This is a genomic window from Amycolatopsis sp. NBC_01286 (assembly GCF_035982555.1).
In the GTDB taxonomy this organism is placed as follows: Bacteria; Actinomycetota; Actinomycetes; order Mycobacteriales; family Pseudonocardiaceae; genus Amycolatopsis.
The window spans coordinates 5488221-5508753 of record NZ_CP108428.1 but is presented as its reverse complement, the minus strand read 5'-3'; the positions used below and the strand labels follow the sequence as shown (position 1 = coordinate 5508753).

The following is a 20533-nucleotide window of genomic DNA, read 5'->3' as shown; positions in this document are numbered from 1 at the left end:
CCGTCAGCCCAGGATGCCCGCGACGTTCGCGCGGTCGGCACCCAGGGTGACGTACACCCCCGCCCACGCCCGGTCGGCGTCGGACGGCGCCGCGCGGTCGCAGTAGGGCTTCCGCCCGTTGGCGGTGTAATACCGAAGCAGGGGCAGGGTTTCGTCGGTCCGGACCTGCGCCGGATCGCGGTAGCGGGCGCCCGGACCGGCCGGCTGGTGCTTCATGCAGCCGACCGGCTGGTTGCCCTCGTTGTCGAACACCGGCCCCGGATCGGGCGGGGCGGCCGAACACCCGGCGAGCAGGAGCAAGCAGGCCAGTGCGGCGATCGCGCGCATCGTCATCCGTTTCCCGTCGCGGCGCGGACGGCCAGGCCGAGCCCGACCACCAGCACCAGTGTCGCGGTGAGCACCGGCATCCAGCCGGACAACCGGGCGGCCCGGGCGCGCAGCCGGTCCATGCGGCGCATCGTCTCCAGGCGGTCGCGCAGCCGGACCAGGATCAGGCCGACGGCGGTCAGCGTGGCCGCCATGCCGAACCCGTAACCGAAGACCAGCAGGACGCCGAACCACGTCCGGCCGAGCGCGACCGCGCCCAGCAGGACGACGAGCGCCGACGGGCTCGGGACCAGTCCCCCGGCGACCCCCATCCCGATCAGTCCCCCGCGCCCGAAGCCCTGCCCATGACCGTGGCCGTGGCCGTGGCCATGACCATGTCCATGTCCGTGACCGTGCCCATGTCCGTGGCCGGGCGTTCCCGCTCCGGCGACGGCACCGACCAGGACCGGTTCCTCCTGCACCTGCTTCGCGTGGTTGCGCAGCGCCGTCACCAGCAGCCAGGCGCCGATGCCCGTCACCAGCAGCCCGCTCGCCACCCCGAGCCAGCTCAGCACGCTCTCCCCCGCGAGCGCGCTCGACCCGCTGATGACCAGCCCCAGCAGCAGCACCCCGGCGGTGTGGGTCACCGTCACCGTCGCGCCGACGACCAGCGCGTCCCGCGTCGACCCGCGTTTCCCGGCCAGGTAGGCGGCGATCAGCGTCTTGCCGTGCCCGGGCAGGGCCGCGTGCGACGCGCCGAGGAGCAGCGACAGCAGCACGGCGAGGGCGCCCACCGCCGGGGTCAGGTCGTCGGTGCCGACCAGGTCGGTGAACGTCCGGGTGACCGTGCCGACCACCGCGTCCAGCGGCCCGAGGTGCGGGGCGACGTCGGCGGCGGCACCCCCGCCGGCCCCGGGTTCGACGCGCAGGGTGGCCTCGCGGACGTCGAGCGGGTCGGCCAGCAGGTCGTCGGGGTAGGCGCGCAATTCGTTGCTGACGCTGGACGTCGGCAGCCCGTCGGCCGGGAGGCGGACGCCGTCGCCGACGGCTGTCATCTCGCGCCAGCCGATCCGGTCGGTGCGGAAGCCGTCGCGGATCGTCAGCGTCGCGGCCCGGTCCAGCCGAGCGGGCGCGGACATCGCGCAGGTGAGCCTGCTCGTCGCGAGCCCGGCCTGGCCCGGCGGGAACTCCAGGGTGCTGGAGTTCAGCGTCAGCGACACGAGCCGGCCGTCGACCGCGACGGGCGTGGCCGACAGCAGGGCCGCGCAGTCGACGGCGGCCCTGGCGGCGGCCTCCGCGGCGCTGACCACGCCGTCGTGGTCGGTGTCCACGGCCGGCTTGTCCTGGACCGTCGGGATCTCCGCACTGTCCACAACGGACAGCAGGTCGAGCGTGCCCGGGTGCAGCGTCAGCCCGTCGTAGTGGTTGACGGTGAAGTTCCCGAGCGGGTGCGCGGCCGCGGCCGGCGCGGTGAGGAGTGCGAGCGCCAGCAGCCCGAACAGGACGGCCACGAGCCGTTTCATCGCGCCGCCTTGAGCCGGTCGAGCGTCCGGCGCGCGTCCGGGGCGCCGAGCGGGGAGAAGTACGGGTTGGTGCCGAGCGCGTCCGACAGCGCGGCGACGGCGTCGGCGTTGCGGCCCAGCGCCGTGAGCGTCATGCCCCGGTGGTACGCGAACGTCGCGGTGCGCCCGCCGAGCGAGGCGGCGCGGTCGAGGTAGGTCGACGCCTCGGCGTCGCGGCCGTTGAGGTGCAGGGCCCAGCCGAGGGCGTCGGCGACGAGCACGTTCTGCCGGCGCCCCCATTCGGCCTGCGCGTGCGCCAGCGCGCCGGCGTTGTCGCCGCGGCTCGCGGCGACGGCGGACGCGGTGAGGTCGTCGGTGACCCCGGCCGCGGCGAAGAGCCGCTGCTGGCTGTCGAGCACCGCGAACTGCTGCTCGGCCTCGGGCCCGCGGCCGGCCGCGACGAGCAGGTCGGTGTACTCCTGCAGGTACTGCGGCAGCGGCACCCGGGCGACGATGTCGCGGTAGCCCGCAAGAGCGTCGTCGACCCGGCCGCGCGCGGCGGCGACCTTGGCCTGGCCCTCCAGCAGCGAGACGTTCCGCGCGTCGACGGCCAGCCCCTGGTCGTACTCGGCCGCGGCGGCGTCGAGGTCGCCGGAGTTGAACGCGAGTTCGCCGAGGTAGTAGCGGCAGAAGGCGACGTCGCTGGGGCTGGTGGCGTCGGCGACCGCGCGTTGCAGGGCCGCCCGGGCGTCGTCGACCCGGCCGTGCAGCTCGAGGTCGTAGGAGGCGCGGGTGAAGGAGGACACGCCGGGCTTGTGGTCGAGCATCCGCTGGATCGCGTCGGTGGCCGCGCCGGCGTCGCCGAGCTGGGTCAGCGCGTCGGCGAGCACGCCGTAGGACTCGGCGGTGTCGGGCAACGCGGCTTCCGCGCGTTCACCCCAGGTCTTGCCGGCGGCGAAATCGTGGCGGGCGTTGGCGAGCGCGCCCATCCCGATCAGCGCCGGGCCGTTGCCGTCGGGCTGCTGCCGCAGGGACTTCTCCAGCGCACCCTGGGCTTTCGGGTAGTAGGCGGGGTCGGCGGTGATCCGGGCCTGCTCGACGTAGGCGCTGCCCAGCTGGGCCCAGGTGAGCGGGTCCTGCGGTGTCCGGCGCAGCTTGTCCTGGGCGACGCCGATGCTGTGGGCGAGCGTGTCCTGCGCGACGGGAACCGGCGCCGGTCCCGCGGCGGGCGTGGACTGACCGGCCGACACGCTGGCGACGAGCACCACCGCGCCGGCGACCAGGACGGCGACGGCGAGGATCCGGCGTGACCGGGTGGAGCGTTCGGACATTCGGGGACCTCACGGCCGGACGCCGGTGGCGGGTGCCGGGCACCCGCCACCGGCGTCGGTGGACTTATTCGACCGCGGTACCGGGACGGCGGCGCAGCAACCACACGCCGGACCCCAGCAGCACCGCGGCGGCCAGGCCGCCGAGCGCGGGCTTGACCGGGAACGGGGTGCCGGCAGCGGGACCGGCGGCTCCTCCGGACGTGGCACCTCCACCGACGGCCCCGCCTCCGCCGCCACCGCCCGCGTTCACCGCGGAGTTGTGCGGCAGCGCGACGTACGGGAAGGCGCTCCCGAACGGCACGTCGTTGGCGTTCACCTTGTCCCCGGTCGCCAGTGCCGGGACGATGACGCCGGTCTGCGCGGCCCCTTCGAGCGCCTGGACCTCGATGTCGACGACGTCGTCGGTGAGCCGGCGGCCGTTCGGGAAGCCCTGCAGGTCACCGGCGAGGACGCCGAGCCGGTTCGGGTTCGCCGCGACCGGCACCGCGGTGTTGAGCCGCAGCATCTCCGACGGCGTGAACTTCTTGGCGTTGACGTCGGCGTTGTTCAGCTGCGAGTTGAGGTCCGCCTTGATCGGGCCACCGGCCTTGGTGGTGACGCCGGTCAGGAAGATCTCGGCCAGGTCGTTGCGCGGGGTCGCGGGGGCCGGGAGCCCGTAGATGGCCTGGATCAGCTTGGGCACCTCGGGCGAGGTCACGCGGTCGACCAGCTCCGGGACGTTGTGGTCCTGGTCCGGGGTGAGCGCGTTGAACTTGTCCTTGAGCCCGGCGGGCACGACGACCTCGTTGACCAGCGGGTTGCCCAGGCGCGAGACCTGGACGTACGGGCCGGCCTGGGTGTTCTTGCCCGGCGTCTTGATGCTCAGCGACTGCCGTTCGGTGTCGCTCCACACGCCGATCACCGGGTTGCGGGCCGCGTTGCCGTTCAACGCGAGCGCGGACTTCGGCACCTGCAGGGCGATGGTGTTGACGTTGTAACCGCGCAGGGTGTCCTGGCCGACCTCGGACAGGTTGCCGCCGTAGAGCAGGTCGAAGACGCGCAGGTCGAGGAAGAAGGCGTCGTCGGCCTGCCCGGCGAAGCTCTTGCCGCCGCCGGGCAGGTTCGTCACGGCCTGATCGCGCAGTGCGCCGTAGTTCGGCATCGACGCCGCACCGGTGTTCGACGGCGCGGTCTTGCCGGCGTGCACGACGTTCTTCGAGCGGCCGTACTTGTCGATGACGTCGAGGTCGTAGCTCTGACGGAACAACAGGTTCGGGTCGTCGAGCGAGGTGACCGGGCCGTTGTCGTAGAGGAACGTCGACTTGCCGCGGCGGTCGTCGGTCTTGAACGTCCACCGGTAGGTCAGGTCCGGCTTGGCGTCGCCGTCGCTGTCGATGTTGATGTCGTAGTGGGCGTCGGTGGCCCAGGGGTAGAAGTTCGGGCCGCCGTTGGGTTCCTCGAACGGGTACCAGTTGGCGACCAGCGTGACGGCGTCCGGCTTGTCCGGGCTGACGAAGGCGTAGACGTCGGTGTTGTCGACCGGCGGGTCCCCGGCGATGAGCGGCGCCTCGCGGTGGCTCGACGCGGCGGCGAGATCGGTGCCCAGGCCGATCAGCGCGCTCGTGAGCACCACACTCCCCACCGCGAGCAGGGAGAGGCCCACACGCCGGGTCCGGCGGGACGGGAGCAGTACTGGCATGCAGCAGACCTTTCACCGACGGCACCGTCGCCGGTGCCGTTCCGGGTCGTTCCCGCCCGATGCGGAAACAGCCTCCGGGCCCGTTTTTCCGGGCAAGCACGATCCCATTCGGAGCCGTGTGTGGTCCGGTTCACTCCCGAACAGGTGAACATTCCGGCCGTTGCTTTCGACCTGTTCATCTGTCTAGTGTCACCGATATTCCCTGCTCCACCGTGTCCCCCGAAGTCCCCCGAACTCGAGGCGGCGATGAGCGCGATCCCGAAGAACACCACCATCCGGCGCGCCCTGTCCCGCCGCGACCGCGCGTCGATCGCGGGCATGGCCGCGGTCATCCTGGCGCTCAACCTCGCCGGCTGGGGCGTGCTCGGCCTGGTCGTCGCACCACGCCACTACGCACTCGGGACGTCCGGGGTGTTCGGCCTGGGGCTGGGGGTCACGGCGTTCACGCTCGGCATGCGGCACGCGTTCGACGCCGACCACATCGCCGCGATCGACAACACCACCCGCAAACTGATCGCCGACGGAAAACGGCCGTTGTCGGTCGGTTTCTGGTTTTCCCTCGGCCATTCGACCGTCGTTTTCCTGCTGTGCCTGCTGCTTTCACTCGGGGTTCGCGCGCTCGCCGGCCAGGTGGGCGACGACGGATCCGCCCTGCACCGGACGACCGGCCTGATCGGCACGTCGGTCTCCGGGGTGTTCCTGTACGTGATCGCGATCCTGAACCTCGTGGTGCTGGGCGGGATCCTCCGCGTCTTCCGGAGCATGCGACGCGGCGACTTCGACGAGGCGGAGCTGGAGCAGCAGCTGGACAAGAGGGGGTTCCTGAACCGGATCCTCGGCGGCGTCACCAAAGCGGTGCGCAAGCCGTGGCACAGCTACCCCGTGGGTGTCCTCTTCGGACTCGGCTTCGACACGGCCACCGAGATCGGCCTGCTGGTGCTCGCCGCGGGCGCGGCCGCGTTTTCGCTGCCCTGGTACGCGATCCTGGTGCTGCCGGTGCTGTTCGCGGCCGGCATGACCCTGTTCGACGCGATCGACGGGTGCTTCATGAACTTCGCCTACGCCTGGGCGTTCGCGCGGCCCGTCCGCAAGATCTTCTACAACCTCGTGATCACGGCACTCTCGGTGGCGGTCGCCCTGATCGTCGGCACGATCGAGCTGCTGTCCCTGCTCGTGGACAAGCTGGGCATCACCGGTCCGGTCGCCGTCGTCGCCCACGTGGACCTCGACCACATCGGCTTCCTGATCGTCGGGCTCTTCGTCGTCACCTGGCTGGCCGCCCTCGCCGTCTGGCACTTCGGCCGCATCGAAGAGAAGTGGAGCCCGCCCGCTTCCCCGGTGCTGCCGCCGAACGCGGAAAACCGGTCGTCGCCGTAGCCATGGAGATTCGGCTACGGCGACGACCGGACGAAGAAGCTTACTTGTTGGTGCCGGGGGTCAGCACCTTGTCGATGACGAAGACGGTGGCGTTCTTGGTGGGGATGTTGCCACAGAGGATCTTCGCGCCGTTGACGGTCATGTTGTCCCCGGTGCCCTCGATCTTCAGCGGCCCACCGGCGGCGTTGAGCGAGTCGAGGGTGCCGGCGGACGCGAGGCCCTTGGCGTCGTAACGCTTGCCGACGACGTGGTACTGCAGGATCGGCGACAGCTCGGCCGGCTTGCCCGCCAGCTCGTTGAACTTCGCGTCACCCAACGCCGCGAAAGCCGGGTCGGCCGGGGCGAACACCGTGATGGCGGGGGCGCTGTTGAGGGTGTCGACCAGGTTGGTGGCCTTGACCGCGGCGACCAGCTTGGTCAGCAGCGGGTTCGTCGACGCGGCCGACGCGACCGGCTGCGGGCCCATCGAGTCCAGCGAACCCGGCGCGGAACCCTGCGGCAGCTGGGAGCAGGCGGGGCCGAAGACGTCGGCGTTGGTGGTCATGCCGTCGGCGGCGGCGGCCGCGCTGGTCGTGGGGGCGGCCATCGAGGACGACGGGGCCGGGGCGCTGGAGCTGCCCGACGACGCGGTGTCGCTGCCGCTGCACGCGGTCAGGGCCAGGGCGGCAGCCGCGGTGAGACCGATTCCGGCAATACGAAGCTTGCTCATGAATTCACTCCAGAGGATTACGCGGTGGAAACGGAACTTCAGCGGTTTCCGTCTTGTTGCTGGTGATTCGGAACCCCCGGGGAACCGGATTGGTTTCGGGGAAGTTTTTCTCAGGCGGCCGTGAACGTGACGTTGTGCCAGCCGGTCGCGCCGTCGGGAACGGTGCCCGCGCGCATGTCGGTCTGCGTGTAGCCGGACTTGTCGGTGGCGCGGCAGAACACCTGGTGCACCCCGGCGGGCAGGTCGACCTCGGTCCACCACATCCGCCAGGTGTTGAGGTTGACCTCCTGCGACAGCGTGGTCTGCTGCCACGGGCCCTGGTCCACGCGCACCTCGACCTTCTCGATCCCGGTGTGCTGCGCCCAGGCGACCCCCGCGACGCGCGTCTTTCCCTTGGGGACGCTGGCGAACCCGCGGTGCGAGTCGAACCGTGACTCCGTCTTGATCGGCGCTTCCTTGCTCCAGCCGCGCTTGAGCCAGTAGGCCTGACGCGCGGCCCACGTCGTGACCTCGATGTCCACGACCCACTTCGTCGCCGACACGTAGCCGAACAGGCCGGGTGTGACGAGCCGCGCGGGGAAACCGTGTTCCAGCGGGAGCGGCTCGCCGTTCATCCCGATGGCGAGCATCGCGCCGCGGCCGCGGTCCTGGGCCGCCGCGACCGGCGTGCCCGACGTCCAGCCGTCGACGCTGGTGCAGAACAGCTGCTCGGCGCCGGGTTCCACGCCGGCTTCCTGCAACAGGTCGGCCAGGTCGACGCCGATGAAGTTCGACGTCGACACGTAGTCCCCGCCGACCTCGTTGGACACGCACGTCATGGTGACGGTGCGCTCGACCAGCGGCCGGTTGCGGATGTCGTTGTAGCTGTAACGGATTTCGCGGCCGACCATGCCGTGCAGCCGCAGGCTCCAGTCCTCGGTCCGCACCTGCGGCACGGACAACGCCGTGTCCACGCGGTAGAACTTGTCGTTCGGCGTCAGGAACGGCGGCGTGCCCAGCTTGGCGAAGTCGGCGTCCGCCGGGATCATCGGCGCCGTCCGCGCCGGGACGAGCTTGCCGACCGCCTCACGGGACGCGGTGGCGTCACGGGACGAGCTGATCAGCTGCCCGCCGAGACCGGCCGCGCCGGCACCCACGACGACACCCGCGCCGCCGATCAGGAACCGCCGCCGGGACGTGCCGGTCTTCTCGTCCGTCTCCGGGTCGCGCCACACGCGCGGCGCGATCCGGTGCAAGAGAAGGAAAACCGCGACGCCGGCGATCAGGCTGGCGACCGGGGCCAGCAGCGCGACCGCGCTCAGGTCCGGGCGCTGGTAGACGGCGAACGCGCCGACCAGGCCGAACACGGCGATGAGCACGGTGCCCGGCACCGGCGACCGTCGCGAAAGGACACCCGCGAGCGCCGCAACCCCCAGCATGACCACGGCCATGCTGCCCAGCAGCACGAGCTTGTCGTAAGTGCCGAACGTGCGGACGGCGAAGTCCTTCAGCTCGATCGGCGTGAGGTCGATGGCGCCGTTGCCCACCGCCAGGTAGGGCGAGGCGTTGATGCTGATGAACCCCGCGACCAGGTGCCCGACCGCCAGCGCGGCGGCCAGGGCGAGGACGCCGGTGAAAGCGGCCGCGAAAAACCGCAGCCGCGTCTTCCCCGGTGGTGCGGGTGTCTCGGGGCGAGCCAGTTCCGTTGCGGTCATACCCAGCGTTCGGCTCTGACCCGCCCAGCGTATTGGTGCCGTGACCTTCCCGACACCCACGATCACCCGAAAGGTGCGCCCGCAGCTCAGCTGAAACAACGACCAATACGCACCGGGGTCGACCTCGAACATCTGAAGACAGGCCGCTCGCAGTGATCCACTGCGTCACAGGCTCGGCTCCGGCCGGGAAGGATTTTCATGGCCGCCGCCGCACGCGCCACCACCGTAACCCTCCTCCATCGACCCACCGGCACCCACCCGGACAACGCGCCCGCCACCCCCGAAGAGCTCCTCCGGCGATCCGCGCTGGGCGACGAGCAGGCTTTCGCGCTGCTCTACGACCAGCTCGTGAGCCCGATCTTCGGCACCGTGATGCAGGTCCTGCGCAGCCGCGCGCAGTCCGAAGAGGTCACCCAGGAGGTGCTGCTCGAAATCTGGCGCAAGGCCGCCCAGTTCGACTCCGCGCGGGCGAAGGTCAGCACGTGGGCGCTGACGATCGCCCACCGCCGGGCCATCGACCGGGTCCGCTCCGAGCAGTCCGCCCGCAACCGGCAGGAACGATCCGACCTGCTGGACATGCGACGCCCGTACGACGACGTCGCCGAGTCGACGATGTCCACTGTGGACCGTGACCTGGTTCGGCAAGCGCTGGGCGTGCTCACCGATCTGCAGCGGGAGTCGATCCTGCTCGCCTATTTCCACGGACTCACCTGCCGGGAGGTCGCCGAAAAGCTCGGCGTCGCGATCGGCACCGTCAAAACCCGCATGCGCGACGGCATGATCCGCCTGCGGGACGCGTTGGGAGCGACCCGATGACCACCGCCGAAGCCCACACCCTCACCGGTGCGTACGTCCTCGACGCCGTCACCGACCTCGAACGCGCCGCCTTCGACCGCCACCTGGCCGAGTGCGGGACTTGTGCCGCGGAAGTCCGCGAGCTCCGGGAGACCGCCGCGCGCCTCGGTGCCGCGATGACCGCCGTCCCCGGCAACGGCCTGCGCAGCCGGGTGCTCACCGCGGTCGCCGAGACCCGGCAGCTCCCGCCCCGGGTGGCACCCGCCGCCGCGCGACGGACGTGGCGCAAGCTCGCCACGATCGTCACCGCGTCGATCGCGGCCGCCGCCGCGATCCTGGTCGGCGGCGTCGGCATCGGCCTGTCGCAGACTGGCACCACACCGGTTCCGGTCGCCGGCTCCGCCCAGGTCCAGAACGCCTCGGACGCGGTCACCGTCCGGGCCGGCGCGGCCACCGCGACGCTCTCGCGGTCACTCGGCCGGGTCGTCGTGACCGCGTCGGGGCTGCCCGCGCTCGACGCCGGGCACGCCTACCAGGTCTGGCTGATCGGCCCGCGCGGTCCGCAGTCCGCCGGCCTGCTGCCGGCGGGCGACGGGACGCTCGGCACGGTCCTGCCGGGCGACACCGACCGGGTCGCCATCACCACGGAGCCCGCGGCGGGCTCGCCGCAGCCGACCACCGCCGCCGTGGCGCGGCTCCCGCTGGCCTGACCGGACCCGTCGCCACAGCGAGGCGGGCGAGCGGGGTACCGCGATCCGGTGCCCCGCTCGCCCGGTCCGCCCGGGCCCACCACTTACGCTGTCCTGGTGCTCCGGACCGACCGGAGACGGGGAGGCGAGCCCGGTGCCGGACGGCAGACCCGACCTGGTCCTCTGCGACCCCGGGCGGACGGGCGCGTTGCACGACAGCGGGCTCTCGGCCCGCGCGGACAGCGCGATGGACCGGTTCGCCGCCATGGTCCGGGTGCAGCTGCGGGTCCCGGTGGCGCTGGTGTCCCTGGTCGAGCCGGACCGCCAGGTCTTCCCCGGCATGCAGGGGCTCCCCGAGCCGTGGGCCACCGCCCGCCACACCCCGCTCAGCCACTCGTTCTGCCGGCACGTCGTGATCACCGGGGAACCGCTCGTGCTCACCGATGCCCGCACCGTGGCGCTGACCAGCGACAACCTGGCCATCCCCGACCTCGGCGTCGTCGCCTACGCGGGCATCCCGCTGACCGACACCGACGGCCACGTGCTCGGCTCGCTGTGCGCGATCGACACCCGGCCGCGGACCTGGACCGGCGACGAGATCGCCACGCTGACGGACCTGGCGACGATGTGCGCCACCGAGATCCGCCTGCGCCTGGCCACCCGGCAGAGCAAGCGCGACCGCGACCGCCGGGACGAGCTGGCCACCCAGCTCGACCGCGCCCACGCCCGCAACGAGATCCTGCTCAGCGCCGCACAGGGGCTGGCCGGGAGCCGGACGCTGGAGCAGATCCGCCACGAGATCAGCTGGTTCGTCTCCGCCGAGCACCGGCCGACCTACATCGGGCTGGTCGTCGCCGAGCCCGGCGGGATGCTGCGCCGGGTGCCCGAGCCGGGCCGTCCGGCCCTCGCCGACACCGAGTTCGGCGTCTTCCGGGCCGACGCCGCCCTGGCCACGGCGAAGGCGTTCCGCGAACGACGGCTGCTGTGCTACGAGGACCCGGCCGCGATCGACGCGGAGTTCCCCGACGCCGTCGGGCGGCTCTACCGCGACCTGCGCCTGCACGCGACGGCCTGCGCGCCGCTCGTCGGTGACCGGGACGTCCTCGGCGTCCTCACCCTCGGCTGGGACCGGCCGCACACGCTCGACAGCGCCGAGCGCGCCGTGATCACCACCCTGGCCACCTACACCGCCCAGGCGCTCGAGCGCGTCCGCCAGCTCGAGCGGCGGATCAGCGTGGCCCGCGAGCTGCAGGAAGCCATGCTCACGGACCTGCCGTCGGTGCCCGGCCTGCGGCTCGCGGCCCGCTACCGGCCCTCCGAGGTCGACGAAGCCGTCGGCGGCGACTGGTACGACGCCGTCCCGCTCCCCGGCGCGCCGGCCCTGGCCGTGACGGTCGGCGACATCACCGGCCACGACGTCCACGCGTCCACGCTGATGGGGCAGGTCCGCAGCATGATGCGCCAGACCGCGTGGAACCTGCCCGACGCCGGCCCGGCCGCGACCGTCGAAGCCCTGGAGGCCGCCCTGACCGGGCTGGACATCCCCGCGAGCGGCACGCTGCTGCACGCGCACCTGAGCCCGGACGGCACCGGCCGCTGGGAGCTGACGAGCACCAACGCGGGCCACCCACCCCCGATCCTGGTCCACGCCGACGGCCGCACAGAGCTGCTCACCGAGCACGACGCGCTCTTCAGCCACCTGGGCTTCCGGACCCGCAATCGCACGGACCAGCGACGGACCCTGGAGCCGGGCGACCTGGTCTTCCTCTACACCGACGGCCTCATCGAACGCCGCGGCGAAGACCTCGACCAGGCGATCGACCGCCTCCGCACACTGCTCGCCCGGCTGGCCGGCCAGGCACCGGAGGCCGTGGCCGACGCCGCACTGGCGCACATGGTGGAACCGGGCGGCCACGAGGACGATGTCGTCCTGCTGGCGATCGGCACCTGACACCGTGCTCGCGCTCGCCGTCTTGGTCGAGGCCTGCCGCTGCTAGTGGGTCAACACGCCCCAGAGGGTGACCTTGTACCCCGTCGGACAGTCCCGCTCGGACCACAGCGCCGGCGAGTACCGCACGAACGGGCCGGAGTAGGCCCGCCCGTCGGTGCATTCGATGTAGGACGCGTACGTGGTCCCGGGGCCGCTCGTGCACGTGACCGTCGAGTACGTGGCGCCGATCCCGCCGGACCGGGCGGGACAGACGGGACCGGCTTCCGTGCCCGCCGATGCCGTGCCCGCCCCCGCCAGTGCCGCGGAGCCGATCAACGCGGCCACCGTCATGAGCTTCGCGATGGTGATCACTTCGTGTGCCTCCCTCGTCGGGAGCCAGGACGTACCCGCACGCGGGTACTCCGGACTCGGATCACCACCTACACACGCGGCCGGCGGGACCGGTTGACGGCAGTGATCCACTCGCACCCATTCGGAGTAGCGGAGCCCGGCGGATGACGGGCTCGGCTACAGGGCGCCGGCGATGTCCGACAGCAGTGCGGCCTTCTTCTTCGCGCCTACGATCTGCTTCACCGGCTTGCCGCCCTGGAACAGGATGAGTGTCGGCAACGACATCACCTGGTAGTCGCGGGCGGTGTCCGGGTTGTCGTCGACGTTGAGCTTCACGAACGTCACGTCGCTCTGTTCGGCCGCGATCTCTTCGAGCACCGGCGTGAGCTTCTTGCACGGCCCGCACCAGGTCGCCCAGAAGTCGACCAGAACGGGCTTCTCGCTCTGGAGGACGTCGGTGGCGAAACTGGCGTCAGTGACTTCCAACATGGCTTCTCCTCAAAGACCCGACCCGACGATGATCAGGTCCTGCGTCTCTTCTTGTCCCTCAAGCATTTCCGTGGTCCTCGCGTGCTCAGTCGAAGGTGAACGAGTACGCCTGCAGACCTGGGCTGAGCGTCAACGTCAGCTGGCCGGTGTGCAGGTCCGGCGTCTGCGTCAAGCGGTACAGGTTCGGCGTCCCGGACACCTTGATCGTGCGAGACGGGCCGTCGCCGTTCGCGATCGTCACCGTGCCCTCGCCCGCCAGCACCAGGTTCGTGCTCCTGGCCGTGTACCCGAGCCGGACCTCCGCGCCCGCGCCCGCCGTGGACTTCTCGTAGTCGATCGTCCAGTTGCCGGCGAAGGCGACCTTGCCGTCCGGCACCGCCGGCGGGAACGCGTACGTCGCTTCCTTCTCCAGCGCCAGCGGGGTTCCGCCCGGGGCGTAGGTCTTCGGCAGCTCGCCGCGGCTGAGGTACGTCTCGCGGGTCGTGCGCTCGTCCGTCGGCCGGGTGTCGGGCAGGTCCCCCGGCGCCGGCAGCGCCACACCCGGCTTGGCCTGCTGCAGCAGCTGCCGGACCAGGTTCTCCGTCTGGTCGTAGTCGCCTTCACCGAGCTTGAAGTACCGGACCTGCCCGGTGGCGTCGATCAGGTAGCGGGCCGGCCAGTACTGGTTGCGGAAGTTGTTGAACGTGCTCGTCTCGTTGTCGATCGCCACCGGGTAGGTGATGCCGAACTTCTTCGTCGCGGCCTCGACGTTGCCCTTGTCGTGCTCGAACGCGAACTCCGGCGTGTGCACGCCGACGACCTCGAGGCCGTCGGCCTGGTAACGGGAGTAGAGGTCCTTGATGTGCGGGATGCTGCGCTGGCAGTTGATGCAGGAGTACGTCCAGAAGTCGACCAGCACGACCTTGCCCTTGAGCCCGGCCATCGTCTGCGGCGAGCTGTTGATCCAGGCGTCGATGTTCTCGAACTCCGGCGTCGGCCCGCAGTCGCGCAGCTGGCCCTGGTCGTTGTTCGCGCACTTGTCCAGCGCCTGGTTGCTCGCGTCACCGAGGGTCGACAGCCGCAGCTTGCTGATCGCGTCGCTGCCCTCCACCTTCTCCTGCAACGCACCCGTGTAGTTCGGCAGCTTGGTCTGCAGCAGCGACGGCAGGTCGAAGTACAGTGCCACCGCGAGCAGCAGCATCACGACGCCGCCGATCGCGCGGACCTTGCCGTTGTTCTTGCGGAAGAACTTCACCCGCTCCGAAATCTTGGCCCCCGCCAACGCGAACACCAGCAACGGCGCCGTCGCACCGATCGCGAAGGACACGGTCAACGCGACCGTCTCGACGCCGATCTTCCCGTTGGCCGCGGCGATCGTGATCGCCGTCAGGACCGGCCCGGCGCACGGGACGTACAGCAGCCCGAGCCCCAGCCCGAGACCGAAACCGCCGCCGTTGGGGTTGACCTTCCGCTGCGGCAGCTTCGAGAACGGCTTCTCCAGCAAGCGTTCCAACGGCGGGATCAGCAGGCTCAGGCCCACGACCGACAACACGACCAGGCCGACGATCCGCAGGATGTCGTCCGGCAGGTTCAGCGCCTTGATCAGCAACGAGCCGAGCAGGGTGAAGACGGTGAAGCTCAGCACGAGCCCGCCGATCACCGCGTAGGGCCGCCGGTTGTGGGCCCGCTGCTGCTTCCTGGTGGCCAGGGCGACGCCCCCGTCCTGCTCCGGCGGTGGCTCACCGTCGGCCGTCTTCTTGGCTCCACCGGCGAAGAACACGACCGGCAGCACCGGCAGGATGCACGGCGACACCCCCGTGATCAACCCGCCGAGCAAACCGATCAGGATCAAGGTCCACATCGCCGCACTCCTCCGAAGTCCCCGGCCCGTCGTCCGAGGGCCTGCGTCGGTCATTCGCGGCAGCAGCGGCTCCAGGTGGGTACTTTTTGCCGCGTTATCGGTTCGAAAGATCTCTTCGACCCGCAAGTGCGGAATACTGGATCCCGGCGGGGAGGAGGCGGAGATGGAACGGACGCGGGTCGCGGTGCTGCTGGACCGCCACCAACCCGGCCGGTCGCCGCGCTCGATCGCGGCGTCGGCCGGCCTGCCCTCCCTGGGCGACTGGCTCCGGCCGGGCGAACGGCCCGCCGAGCTGATTCCGCCGGAGGCGATGATCCGGGTGGCGATGACGCTCGACCTGCCGGTGTCGATGGTCTCGCGCGCGTTCACCGGCACGTGGTACGACCTCAACGGCTGGGAGTGGAACCACTTCCACCGCGGCGACCGGGTCGTCGTGTTCAGCGCACCCGATCCCGCGACGGGCGCGCGCCGGGCCACCCGCGGCACCGTCCGCGACGTCGACCCGCTCGACATCATCGAGGTCGAGTTCGACGACGGCACCCGCTACAGCCGGATCCCGGAGACCGAGGGCATGATCTGCCACGCGAGCGGCGGCTGCCGCTGCAGCCTTCCCCGGTAACGCGTTTCGGCCGACGACAAAACGGGCGGGGCACCGGAGGTATCCGGTGCCCCGCCCGTTCCGGGGTACGAGGAACAGCTCAGCCGAGGTCGAGCAGGCCACCGCCGCCGAGCAGGCCGTCGTCGCAGCCACCGTCGTGGCCGCCGTGACCGTGGTGGCCGTCGGTGATCCGCAGGCCGAGCAGGATGCTCAGGTTCAGGCCGTGGTCGTGGTGGTGGTGATCGGCGACCGCGGCCGTCACCTGCGGAGTCGTGGTGGAGGCGGACGCCGCTCCCGGGGCGATCAGCAGGAAGCCGAGTGCCGCGGCCGGCAGTGCGGCGGTCGCCAGGACGCGACGGCGGAGTGTGCTCACGGTGGAACTCCTTCTCCTCGAACGAACAACGGACCCGATCCCGGCGGGATCACCGGTCGTTCGCCGCCGCCGCGGGCGGAAGACGGGCGCCGGAGCGTGGACCACGCCTGTGGGTGACGAGCGGAGATTCCGGCGAGCACGGTCCACACCGGACGCCGTGGTCTCGGCGGCGGGCGTTCCAGAAGCACGTCCGTTCACCTGATCGGGTAAATCGTGCGACCGGACCCGTCCGCCGGCGCGGCGGCCGCGAATCCCAGCACGACGAACCGCCGAAACGTTCCGGCGGTCGGGCCGGACCACCGGCACCAGGTAGTCCACAGTGGACTGCTTCAGCCGCTCAATAGGAGTGATCTTTGTGACCAAGCTTCGTGTCGCCGGCATCGGCATCGCCGCGGCTGCCGCCCTGGCCCTGACCGCGTGTGGCAGCAGCGACACCGCGTCGTCGGGCAGCTCCAGCGCCCCGGCCCCGTCGTCCTCGATGGCCGCCCCCACGACCAGCGCGGCCGCCGCCGCCGACGGCATGACCACCAACGCCGACGTCTTCGGCCCCGCCTGCTCCCAGCTGCCGCAGGGTTCCGCGCCGGGTTCGCTGGACTCGATGGGCCCGCAGCCGGTCGCGTCGGCCGCGTCGACGAACCCGCTGCTGACCAAGCTGGTCGCCGCGGTCAAGGCCACCAACCTGGTCGACACCCTCAACAGCGCCCCCGCCATCACGGTGTTCGCCCCGGCCGACCCGGCTTTCGCGGCGTTGGGTGACGCGAAGTTCAACGAGCTGGCGGGCAAGCCGGCCGAGCTGTCGCCGATCCTGCAGTACCACGTCGTCGGCAAGCGCTACGACGCCAAGGGCCTCGCCGCCGCCGGCACCCTCGACTCGCTCAACGCAGCCGGTGGCCCGCTGAAGATCGAAGGCACCGGCGACAACATGACCGTCAACGGCGCGAAGATCCTCTGTGGCAACATCCCCACCAAGAACGCCACCGTCTTCGTCATCGACAAGGTCCTCACCCCCGGCACCAACAAGCAGTAAGCACTTCCGGGCCGCCACTACCTCCCTTGCGGGTGGCCCGGTGACGACGACCGCCGCAGCCCGGTGCCGACCGGAGCTGCGGCGGTCGCGTTGTGCGCGCTGGACAAGCGCGCCCGAAAGCCTGACGGCGGATTGCACGAGTCCGCCGCCGGGGAACGCCGAAGCGGCGGCGTTCCGCCGGTCGTCGCCACCGCCGGATCACTCCAGGGCCGTGGCGGCGACCGGCCCTACCTGGCCAGCGGTCAGACCGTCTCGCCCAGCATGCCGCGCAGCACCGTCGCGATCGTGCGCCGGCCGGTCACCCCGAGCTTGCCGCGGATGCGGGCCATGTGATGCTCGACGGTCTTGCCCGAGATGTGGAGCTGTTCCCCGATCTCGCGGTAGGTGTGGCCCTCGACGACCAGCCGGCCGATGTCGCGCTCGCGCGGGGTCAGCGTGGTCGCGGCCGCCGTGTCCGTCGTGGCCGGCGTGGCGGTGCCCCCGGCCGAGAATCTCTTGGCCGCACGCAACAACGTCACCATCGCGGTGCGGTCGGTCGCGCGGATCGCCGCCTGCCCGGCGAGCCTCGCGGCGTCCCACCGGAGCCCGGCGCGGTGCAACTGCTCCGCGGCGGCCAGCACGGCGTCGCCGTCCACGGTGCCGCCCAGCACGGCGAGCCACGTGTCACCGGCCGCGGCCAGAGCCGGCCCCAGCCGTCCGGTCGCCGAGGCGAAGGGGCGCAGGGTCTCGCGGGCGGTCTCGCGGTCCCCGGTGACGACCGCGGCGTGGAACATCGACCAGTTCAGCCACGCCGACCACAGAGCAGGCGAGCCGAGCCGCTCCAGCAGCGCGACGGCTCGAGCGCGGTGGGACGCGACGCGGAAGCTCTCCTCGACCCGCGCCGCCGCGACGAGCAGCTCGCCCAGCGGCAGCAGCGTGAACAGGTCGACCGGCTGGCGCATCATCGCCTCGTAGGCCGCGGGCCAGCGCGCGCGGACCGCGTCCGGGGTGTCGCTGCGCCGCGCCAGCCCGAGTTCGAGGGCGTGGAGGAAGAGTTCGTCGCGTGGAGCCAGCGGGCCGCGCACGGCCGCGCGGTGGGTTCCGGCGGCGGCCAGGTCGCCGCGGAGCATCGCGGTCCAGCCGAGCAGGAGCGTGTGCCGGTCGCCGCCCGCGGCGCGGGTGAGGACGCCGTGGGCGAGGTCGAACTCGGCGGCGTGCACCGCCACCAGGGCGGCCAGCGCGGCCGGGGAGTCCGGCAGGAGGTGACCGGTGCCGCCGGCCGCCGCGGAGTCGGCCGCGGCCAGCAGTGTCGCCAGCGCGGCTTCGGGACGGCCGGACACCGACTCCCGGATCCCGTCCAGCAGCTGCCCGGCGACGTGCCCGTAGGCCGGGAGCGGCCCGGCGGCCTCCGGTTCGCCGGGTCTCGCCTCGCCGAGAGCGATGCCGGCCAGATCGGCCAGCCGTCTCGCGCCCGGCTCCCCCGACCAGCGCAGCAGCTCGGCGCCGCGGGCCAGGTCGCCGCGGCGGGCGATGACCGTCCCCGCGACCAGCGCACCGCGCGTCCGGTCTTCGGGCATGGCGGAGTTCAGGAGCTCGTCGCCGAGGGCCAGTGCCGTGTCGAGCCGTCCCGCGCGGACGGACGCGCTGGCCCAGCCGTGGGCCAGCCGCGTCCGTGAGCTGCCGCCGCGAGCCGCGGCGGCGTAGAGGTCGGCCGCGAGCGCCGGATCGCCGGCGAGCGCCTCGGCGGCCGCGGCCTCGAGCCCGGCCCGCACGACCTCGCCCGCGGCCCCCAGGCGCAGCAGTTCGCGGGCGACCGGCAGCACCGGCTGCCCGGCGGCCAGCAGGACGTCGAGCATCCGGACCAGCACAGTGAGCTGGCGGTCCACGCCGACGTGCTCGCGCAGGGCGCGCACGACGAGCGGGGGCACGCTGTCGCCGGCCGCCAGGAGCCCGGCGGCGCGGACCCGGGTGACGACCGCGGAGACGTCGTCGCGGTCCAGGTCCAGCGCCGCCGCGAGCAGCTCGAGGTCACGGCCGCTCCCGGCGCCGGCCACGACGAGGTAGGTCCGGCCCGGTTCGCCGAGCAGGTCCAGCTCCGAGCGCAGCTCGTCGATGAGCTCCCCCGCGCCGGACAGCCGCAGCCAGTGCGTCACCAGCCGGGGCAGTCCCGCCGTGGCCCGCTGAGCCGACGCGGCCTGATCGCGCGTGAGGGACCGGCCGAGCGTCTCCTGGGCGAACCGGGCGATGTCGTCGGCGGTCCACGCGGTGAGCCGGATGTGGCGGGTGCCGGGGAGGATCAGCTCCGCGGCGAGGGCGCCCGACGCGCCGGGCGTGTGCGTGAGCACCAGCCGGTCCGTCGCCCCGGCCAAGCCGACGAGGGTGGCGCGGGCCGCGCCGTCGAGGGTGTCGGCGTCGTCGAGCAGGATCGCCGCGCCGGGCGGAACCGGATGCTCGGCGAGCGTGTCCCGGCCGATCACCGCGACGCCGGCGTCGCGGTAGTGCCGGCCGATCGCGCTCAGCATCGTCGACTTCCCGTGGCCGGGCGGACCGGACAGGATCACCCGGACCGGGTCCGCCGGACGGGTGGCGATCCCGGTCAGCAGGTCACGCAACTGCGTGGGCAGCAGCTCCTTCACGACGGTCGCACCTCCGAACCCGGCGACCCGTTCTGGTCACCGCAAGAGGTTCGGGCCAGCGGGGGCGCGCAGATGGGCGGTTCGACCCCGGGTTCGCGGACGAGACCCAGACCACACCGGGGCCCGATCCCCTAACGGCTGAGGCATCCCCCTCAGGGGTGGTCAAGATCGTGACTAGGCGTCAGACCTGATGTGGCCGCCACCGGCCCGGCCTTAGCGTCGGTGCGGTCGATGATCCCCGTGATCGGCGACGTCACCTGTCCCCCACAGAGAGCCTGGTCGATGAACCCCGCGCAGTCGCTGTACGAATTCACGCTCAACCTGCTCAACGACCCGTCCGCCCGCGGCTCCTTCGGCCAGGACCCGCAGCAGACGCTGAACGACGCGGGCCTCGGCGACATCTCCGGCGCCGACCTGCACGACATCCTCCCGCTCGTGCTCGACTTCGCGCCCGTCGGCAACCTGGGTGGCGAGAACGGCCTCGACCTCGGCTCCATCACCGGCCAGGCCGGCGCGATCGAGCAGCTCAAGGCCCTCACGCAGAACCTCGCCCTCGGCGACACCACCTCCGAGAACAACGTGCTCGGCGCGGTGAGCGGGATGACCGCCCTCACCCAGAACATCACCGACCCGTTCTCCGCCGCGGGCGACCTCGCCGGCAGCATCGACCACGTCGGTGGCGGCCAGCTCGACCCGGTCACCACCGTGACCGGCGCGGTCGGCGACGTCACCGGGCACGTGGCCGGCGGCGACGTCACCGGCGCCCTCGACGGCGGCAACCTCACCTCGGGCCTGCAGAACATCTCCGGCCTCACCTCGGCCGTCGACGGCGCGCAGGGCGTCGGCTCGACGATCGGCGACCTCACCGGCTCGCTGGGCGCGAACACCGGCCTGGAGCACACCGTCGGCGACGTCGTGAACCAGGCGACCGCGCACCTGGGCGACGTCTCGCACAACGGCACCCTCGGCGACGTCACCACCCACCTGGGCGACGTCACCAGCCACGTCGGCGACATCGCCTCGCACAGCAACCTCTCCGGCGTCTCCGACGTCCACGACGTCGTCGGCAACATCGGCGACGGCGCGCTGAGCGGCTCCATCGGCGCCGACCTGAGCCACCTGTCCATCGGCTCCGGCAACGACTTCCACCTGCCCCACTGACCTTTTAGGTCACCGCACGAGGCCTTCCGGTACGCCGGAGGGCCTCGTGCCGTCGGGCAGGCACGGAG

The 20533-nt window shown here is 72.0% G+C and carries 18 protein-coding genes; 7 read left to right on the top strand and 11 right to left on the bottom strand.

The window, feature by feature from the left end; translation table 11 throughout:
• Positions 1–3: 3 nt before the first annotated feature.
• From OG570_RS26500 to OG570_RS26485, 4 genes are all read right to left on the bottom strand, one after another.
• Complete coding sequence (locus OG570_RS26500; protein WP_326951956.1) at positions 4–333, bottom strand: hypothetical protein; 330 nt, start codon at positions 331–333, stop codon at positions 4–6.
• The gene (locus OG570_RS26495) at positions 330–1829 is read right to left on the bottom strand and encodes a nickel/cobalt transporter (protein WP_326951955.1); all 1500 of its coding nucleotides are present in this window, start codon (positions 1827–1829) and stop codon (positions 330–332) included. Before OG570_RS26495 ends, OG570_RS26500 begins: the two co-directional genes overlap by 4 nt.
• Complete coding sequence (locus OG570_RS26490) at positions 1826–3139, bottom strand: tetratricopeptide repeat protein (protein WP_326951954.1); 1314 nt, start codon at positions 3137–3139, stop codon at positions 1826–1828. The genes OG570_RS26495 and OG570_RS26490 overlap by 4 nt, the downstream gene beginning before the upstream one ends.
• Positions 3140–3203: 64 nt before the next feature.
• On the bottom strand, positions 3204–4817 hold the full coding sequence (locus tag OG570_RS26485) for a DUF4331 domain-containing protein (RefSeq protein WP_326951953.1): 1614 nt from the start codon (positions 4815–4817) through the stop codon (positions 3204–3206).
• A gap of 246 nt (positions 4818–5063) precedes the next feature.
• Here OG570_RS26485 and OG570_RS26480 point away from each other — a divergent pair, with 246 nt between their 5' ends.
• Positions 5064–6194, top strand: a complete 1131-nt coding sequence (locus OG570_RS26480; protein WP_326951952.1) for a HoxN/HupN/NixA family nickel/cobalt transporter — start codon at positions 5064–5066, stop codon at positions 6192–6194.
• 40 nt (positions 6195–6234) lie between these two features.
• Here the strand turns inward: OG570_RS26480 and OG570_RS26475 are convergent, their stop codons facing one another.
• Positions 6235–6903: a fasciclin domain-containing protein gene (locus OG570_RS26475; RefSeq protein WP_326951951.1), complete on the bottom strand. Its 669-nt coding sequence runs from the start codon at positions 6901–6903 to the stop codon at positions 6235–6237.
• Positions 6904–7013: 110 nt separating this feature from the next.
• Positions 7014–8597: a molybdopterin-dependent oxidoreductase gene (locus OG570_RS26470; protein ID WP_326951950.1), complete on the bottom strand. Its 1584-nt coding sequence runs from the start codon at positions 8595–8597 to the stop codon at positions 7014–7016.
• A 198-nt stretch (positions 8598–8795) separates the two neighbouring features.
• On the opposite strand from OG570_RS26470, the gene sigK reads away from it, so the two are divergent.
• The 3 genes from sigK to OG570_RS26455 all read left to right on the top strand — a co-directional run bounded on the left by sigK (position 8796) and on the right by OG570_RS26455 (position 12032).
• Positions 8796–9413 (top strand): ECF RNA polymerase sigma factor SigK, encoded by a 618-nt coding sequence (gene sigK / locus OG570_RS26465; protein WP_326951323.1) that lies wholly within the window; start codon positions 8796–8798, stop codon positions 9411–9413.
• Positions 9410–10102: an anti-sigma factor gene (locus OG570_RS26460; protein ID WP_326951949.1), complete on the top strand. Its 693-nt coding sequence runs from the start codon at positions 9410–9412 to the stop codon at positions 10100–10102. Before sigK ends, OG570_RS26460 begins: the two co-directional genes overlap by 4 nt.
• A 133-nt stretch (positions 10103–10235) precedes the next feature.
• Positions 10236–12032, top strand: coding sequence for a GAF domain-containing SpoIIE family protein phosphatase (locus tag OG570_RS26455; RefSeq protein ID WP_326951948.1), 1797 nt, complete (start codon positions 10236–10238; stop codon positions 12030–12032).
• A 42-nt stretch (positions 12033–12074) separates the two neighbouring features.
• On the opposite strand, the gene OG570_RS26450 is transcribed toward OG570_RS26455, so the two are convergent.
• The 3 genes from OG570_RS26450 to OG570_RS26440 all read right to left on the bottom strand — a co-directional run bounded on the left by OG570_RS26450 (position 12075) and on the right by OG570_RS26440 (position 14691).
• Positions 12075–12383 carry a hypothetical protein gene (locus OG570_RS26450; RefSeq protein ID WP_326951947.1) on the bottom strand — a complete coding sequence of 103 codons (309 nt, stop codon included), beginning with the start codon at positions 12381–12383 and terminating at the stop codon, positions 12075–12077.
• A gap of 156 nt (positions 12384–12539) precedes the next feature.
• Positions 12540–12851, bottom strand: coding sequence for a thioredoxin (gene trxA / locus OG570_RS26445; RefSeq protein WP_326951946.1), 312 nt, complete (start codon positions 12849–12851; stop codon positions 12540–12542).
• 85 nt (positions 12852–12936) lie between these two features.
• Positions 12937–14691, bottom strand: coding sequence for a cytochrome c biogenesis protein DipZ (locus OG570_RS26440; protein WP_326951945.1), 1755 nt, complete (start codon positions 14689–14691; stop codon positions 12937–12939).
• 163 nt (positions 14692–14854) lie between these two features.
• On the opposite strand from OG570_RS26440, the gene OG570_RS26435 reads away from it, so the two are divergent.
• Positions 14855–15310, top strand: coding sequence for a hypothetical protein (locus tag OG570_RS26435; RefSeq protein ID WP_326951944.1), 456 nt, complete (start codon positions 14855–14857; stop codon positions 15308–15310).
• Positions 15311–15389: 79 nt separating this feature from the next.
• On the opposite strand, the gene OG570_RS26430 is transcribed toward OG570_RS26435, so the two are convergent.
• Positions 15390–15662, bottom strand: coding sequence for a hypothetical protein (locus OG570_RS26430; protein ID WP_326951943.1), 273 nt, complete (start codon positions 15660–15662; stop codon positions 15390–15392).
• A 355-nt stretch (positions 15663–16017) separates the two neighbouring features.
• Here OG570_RS26430 and OG570_RS26425 point away from each other — a divergent pair, with 355 nt between their 5' ends.
• The gene (locus OG570_RS26425; protein ID WP_326951942.1) at positions 16018–16689 is read left to right on the top strand and encodes a fasciclin domain-containing protein; all 672 of its coding nucleotides are present in this window, start codon (positions 16018–16020) and stop codon (positions 16687–16689) included.
• Positions 16690–16931: 242 nt separating this feature from the next.
• Here OG570_RS26425 and OG570_RS26420 read toward each other — a convergent pair whose 3' ends face one another.
• Positions 16932–19304, bottom strand: a complete 2373-nt coding sequence (locus OG570_RS26420; RefSeq protein ID WP_326951941.1) for a LuxR C-terminal-related transcriptional regulator — start codon at positions 19302–19304, stop codon at positions 16932–16934.
• 282 nt (positions 19305–19586) lie between these two features.
• On the opposite strand from OG570_RS26420, the gene OG570_RS26415 reads away from it, so the two are divergent.
• Complete coding sequence (locus tag OG570_RS26415; protein ID WP_326951332.1) at positions 19587–20465, top strand: IniB N-terminal domain-containing protein; 879 nt, start codon at positions 19587–19589, stop codon at positions 20463–20465.
• Positions 20466–20533: the final 68 nt, after the last annotated feature.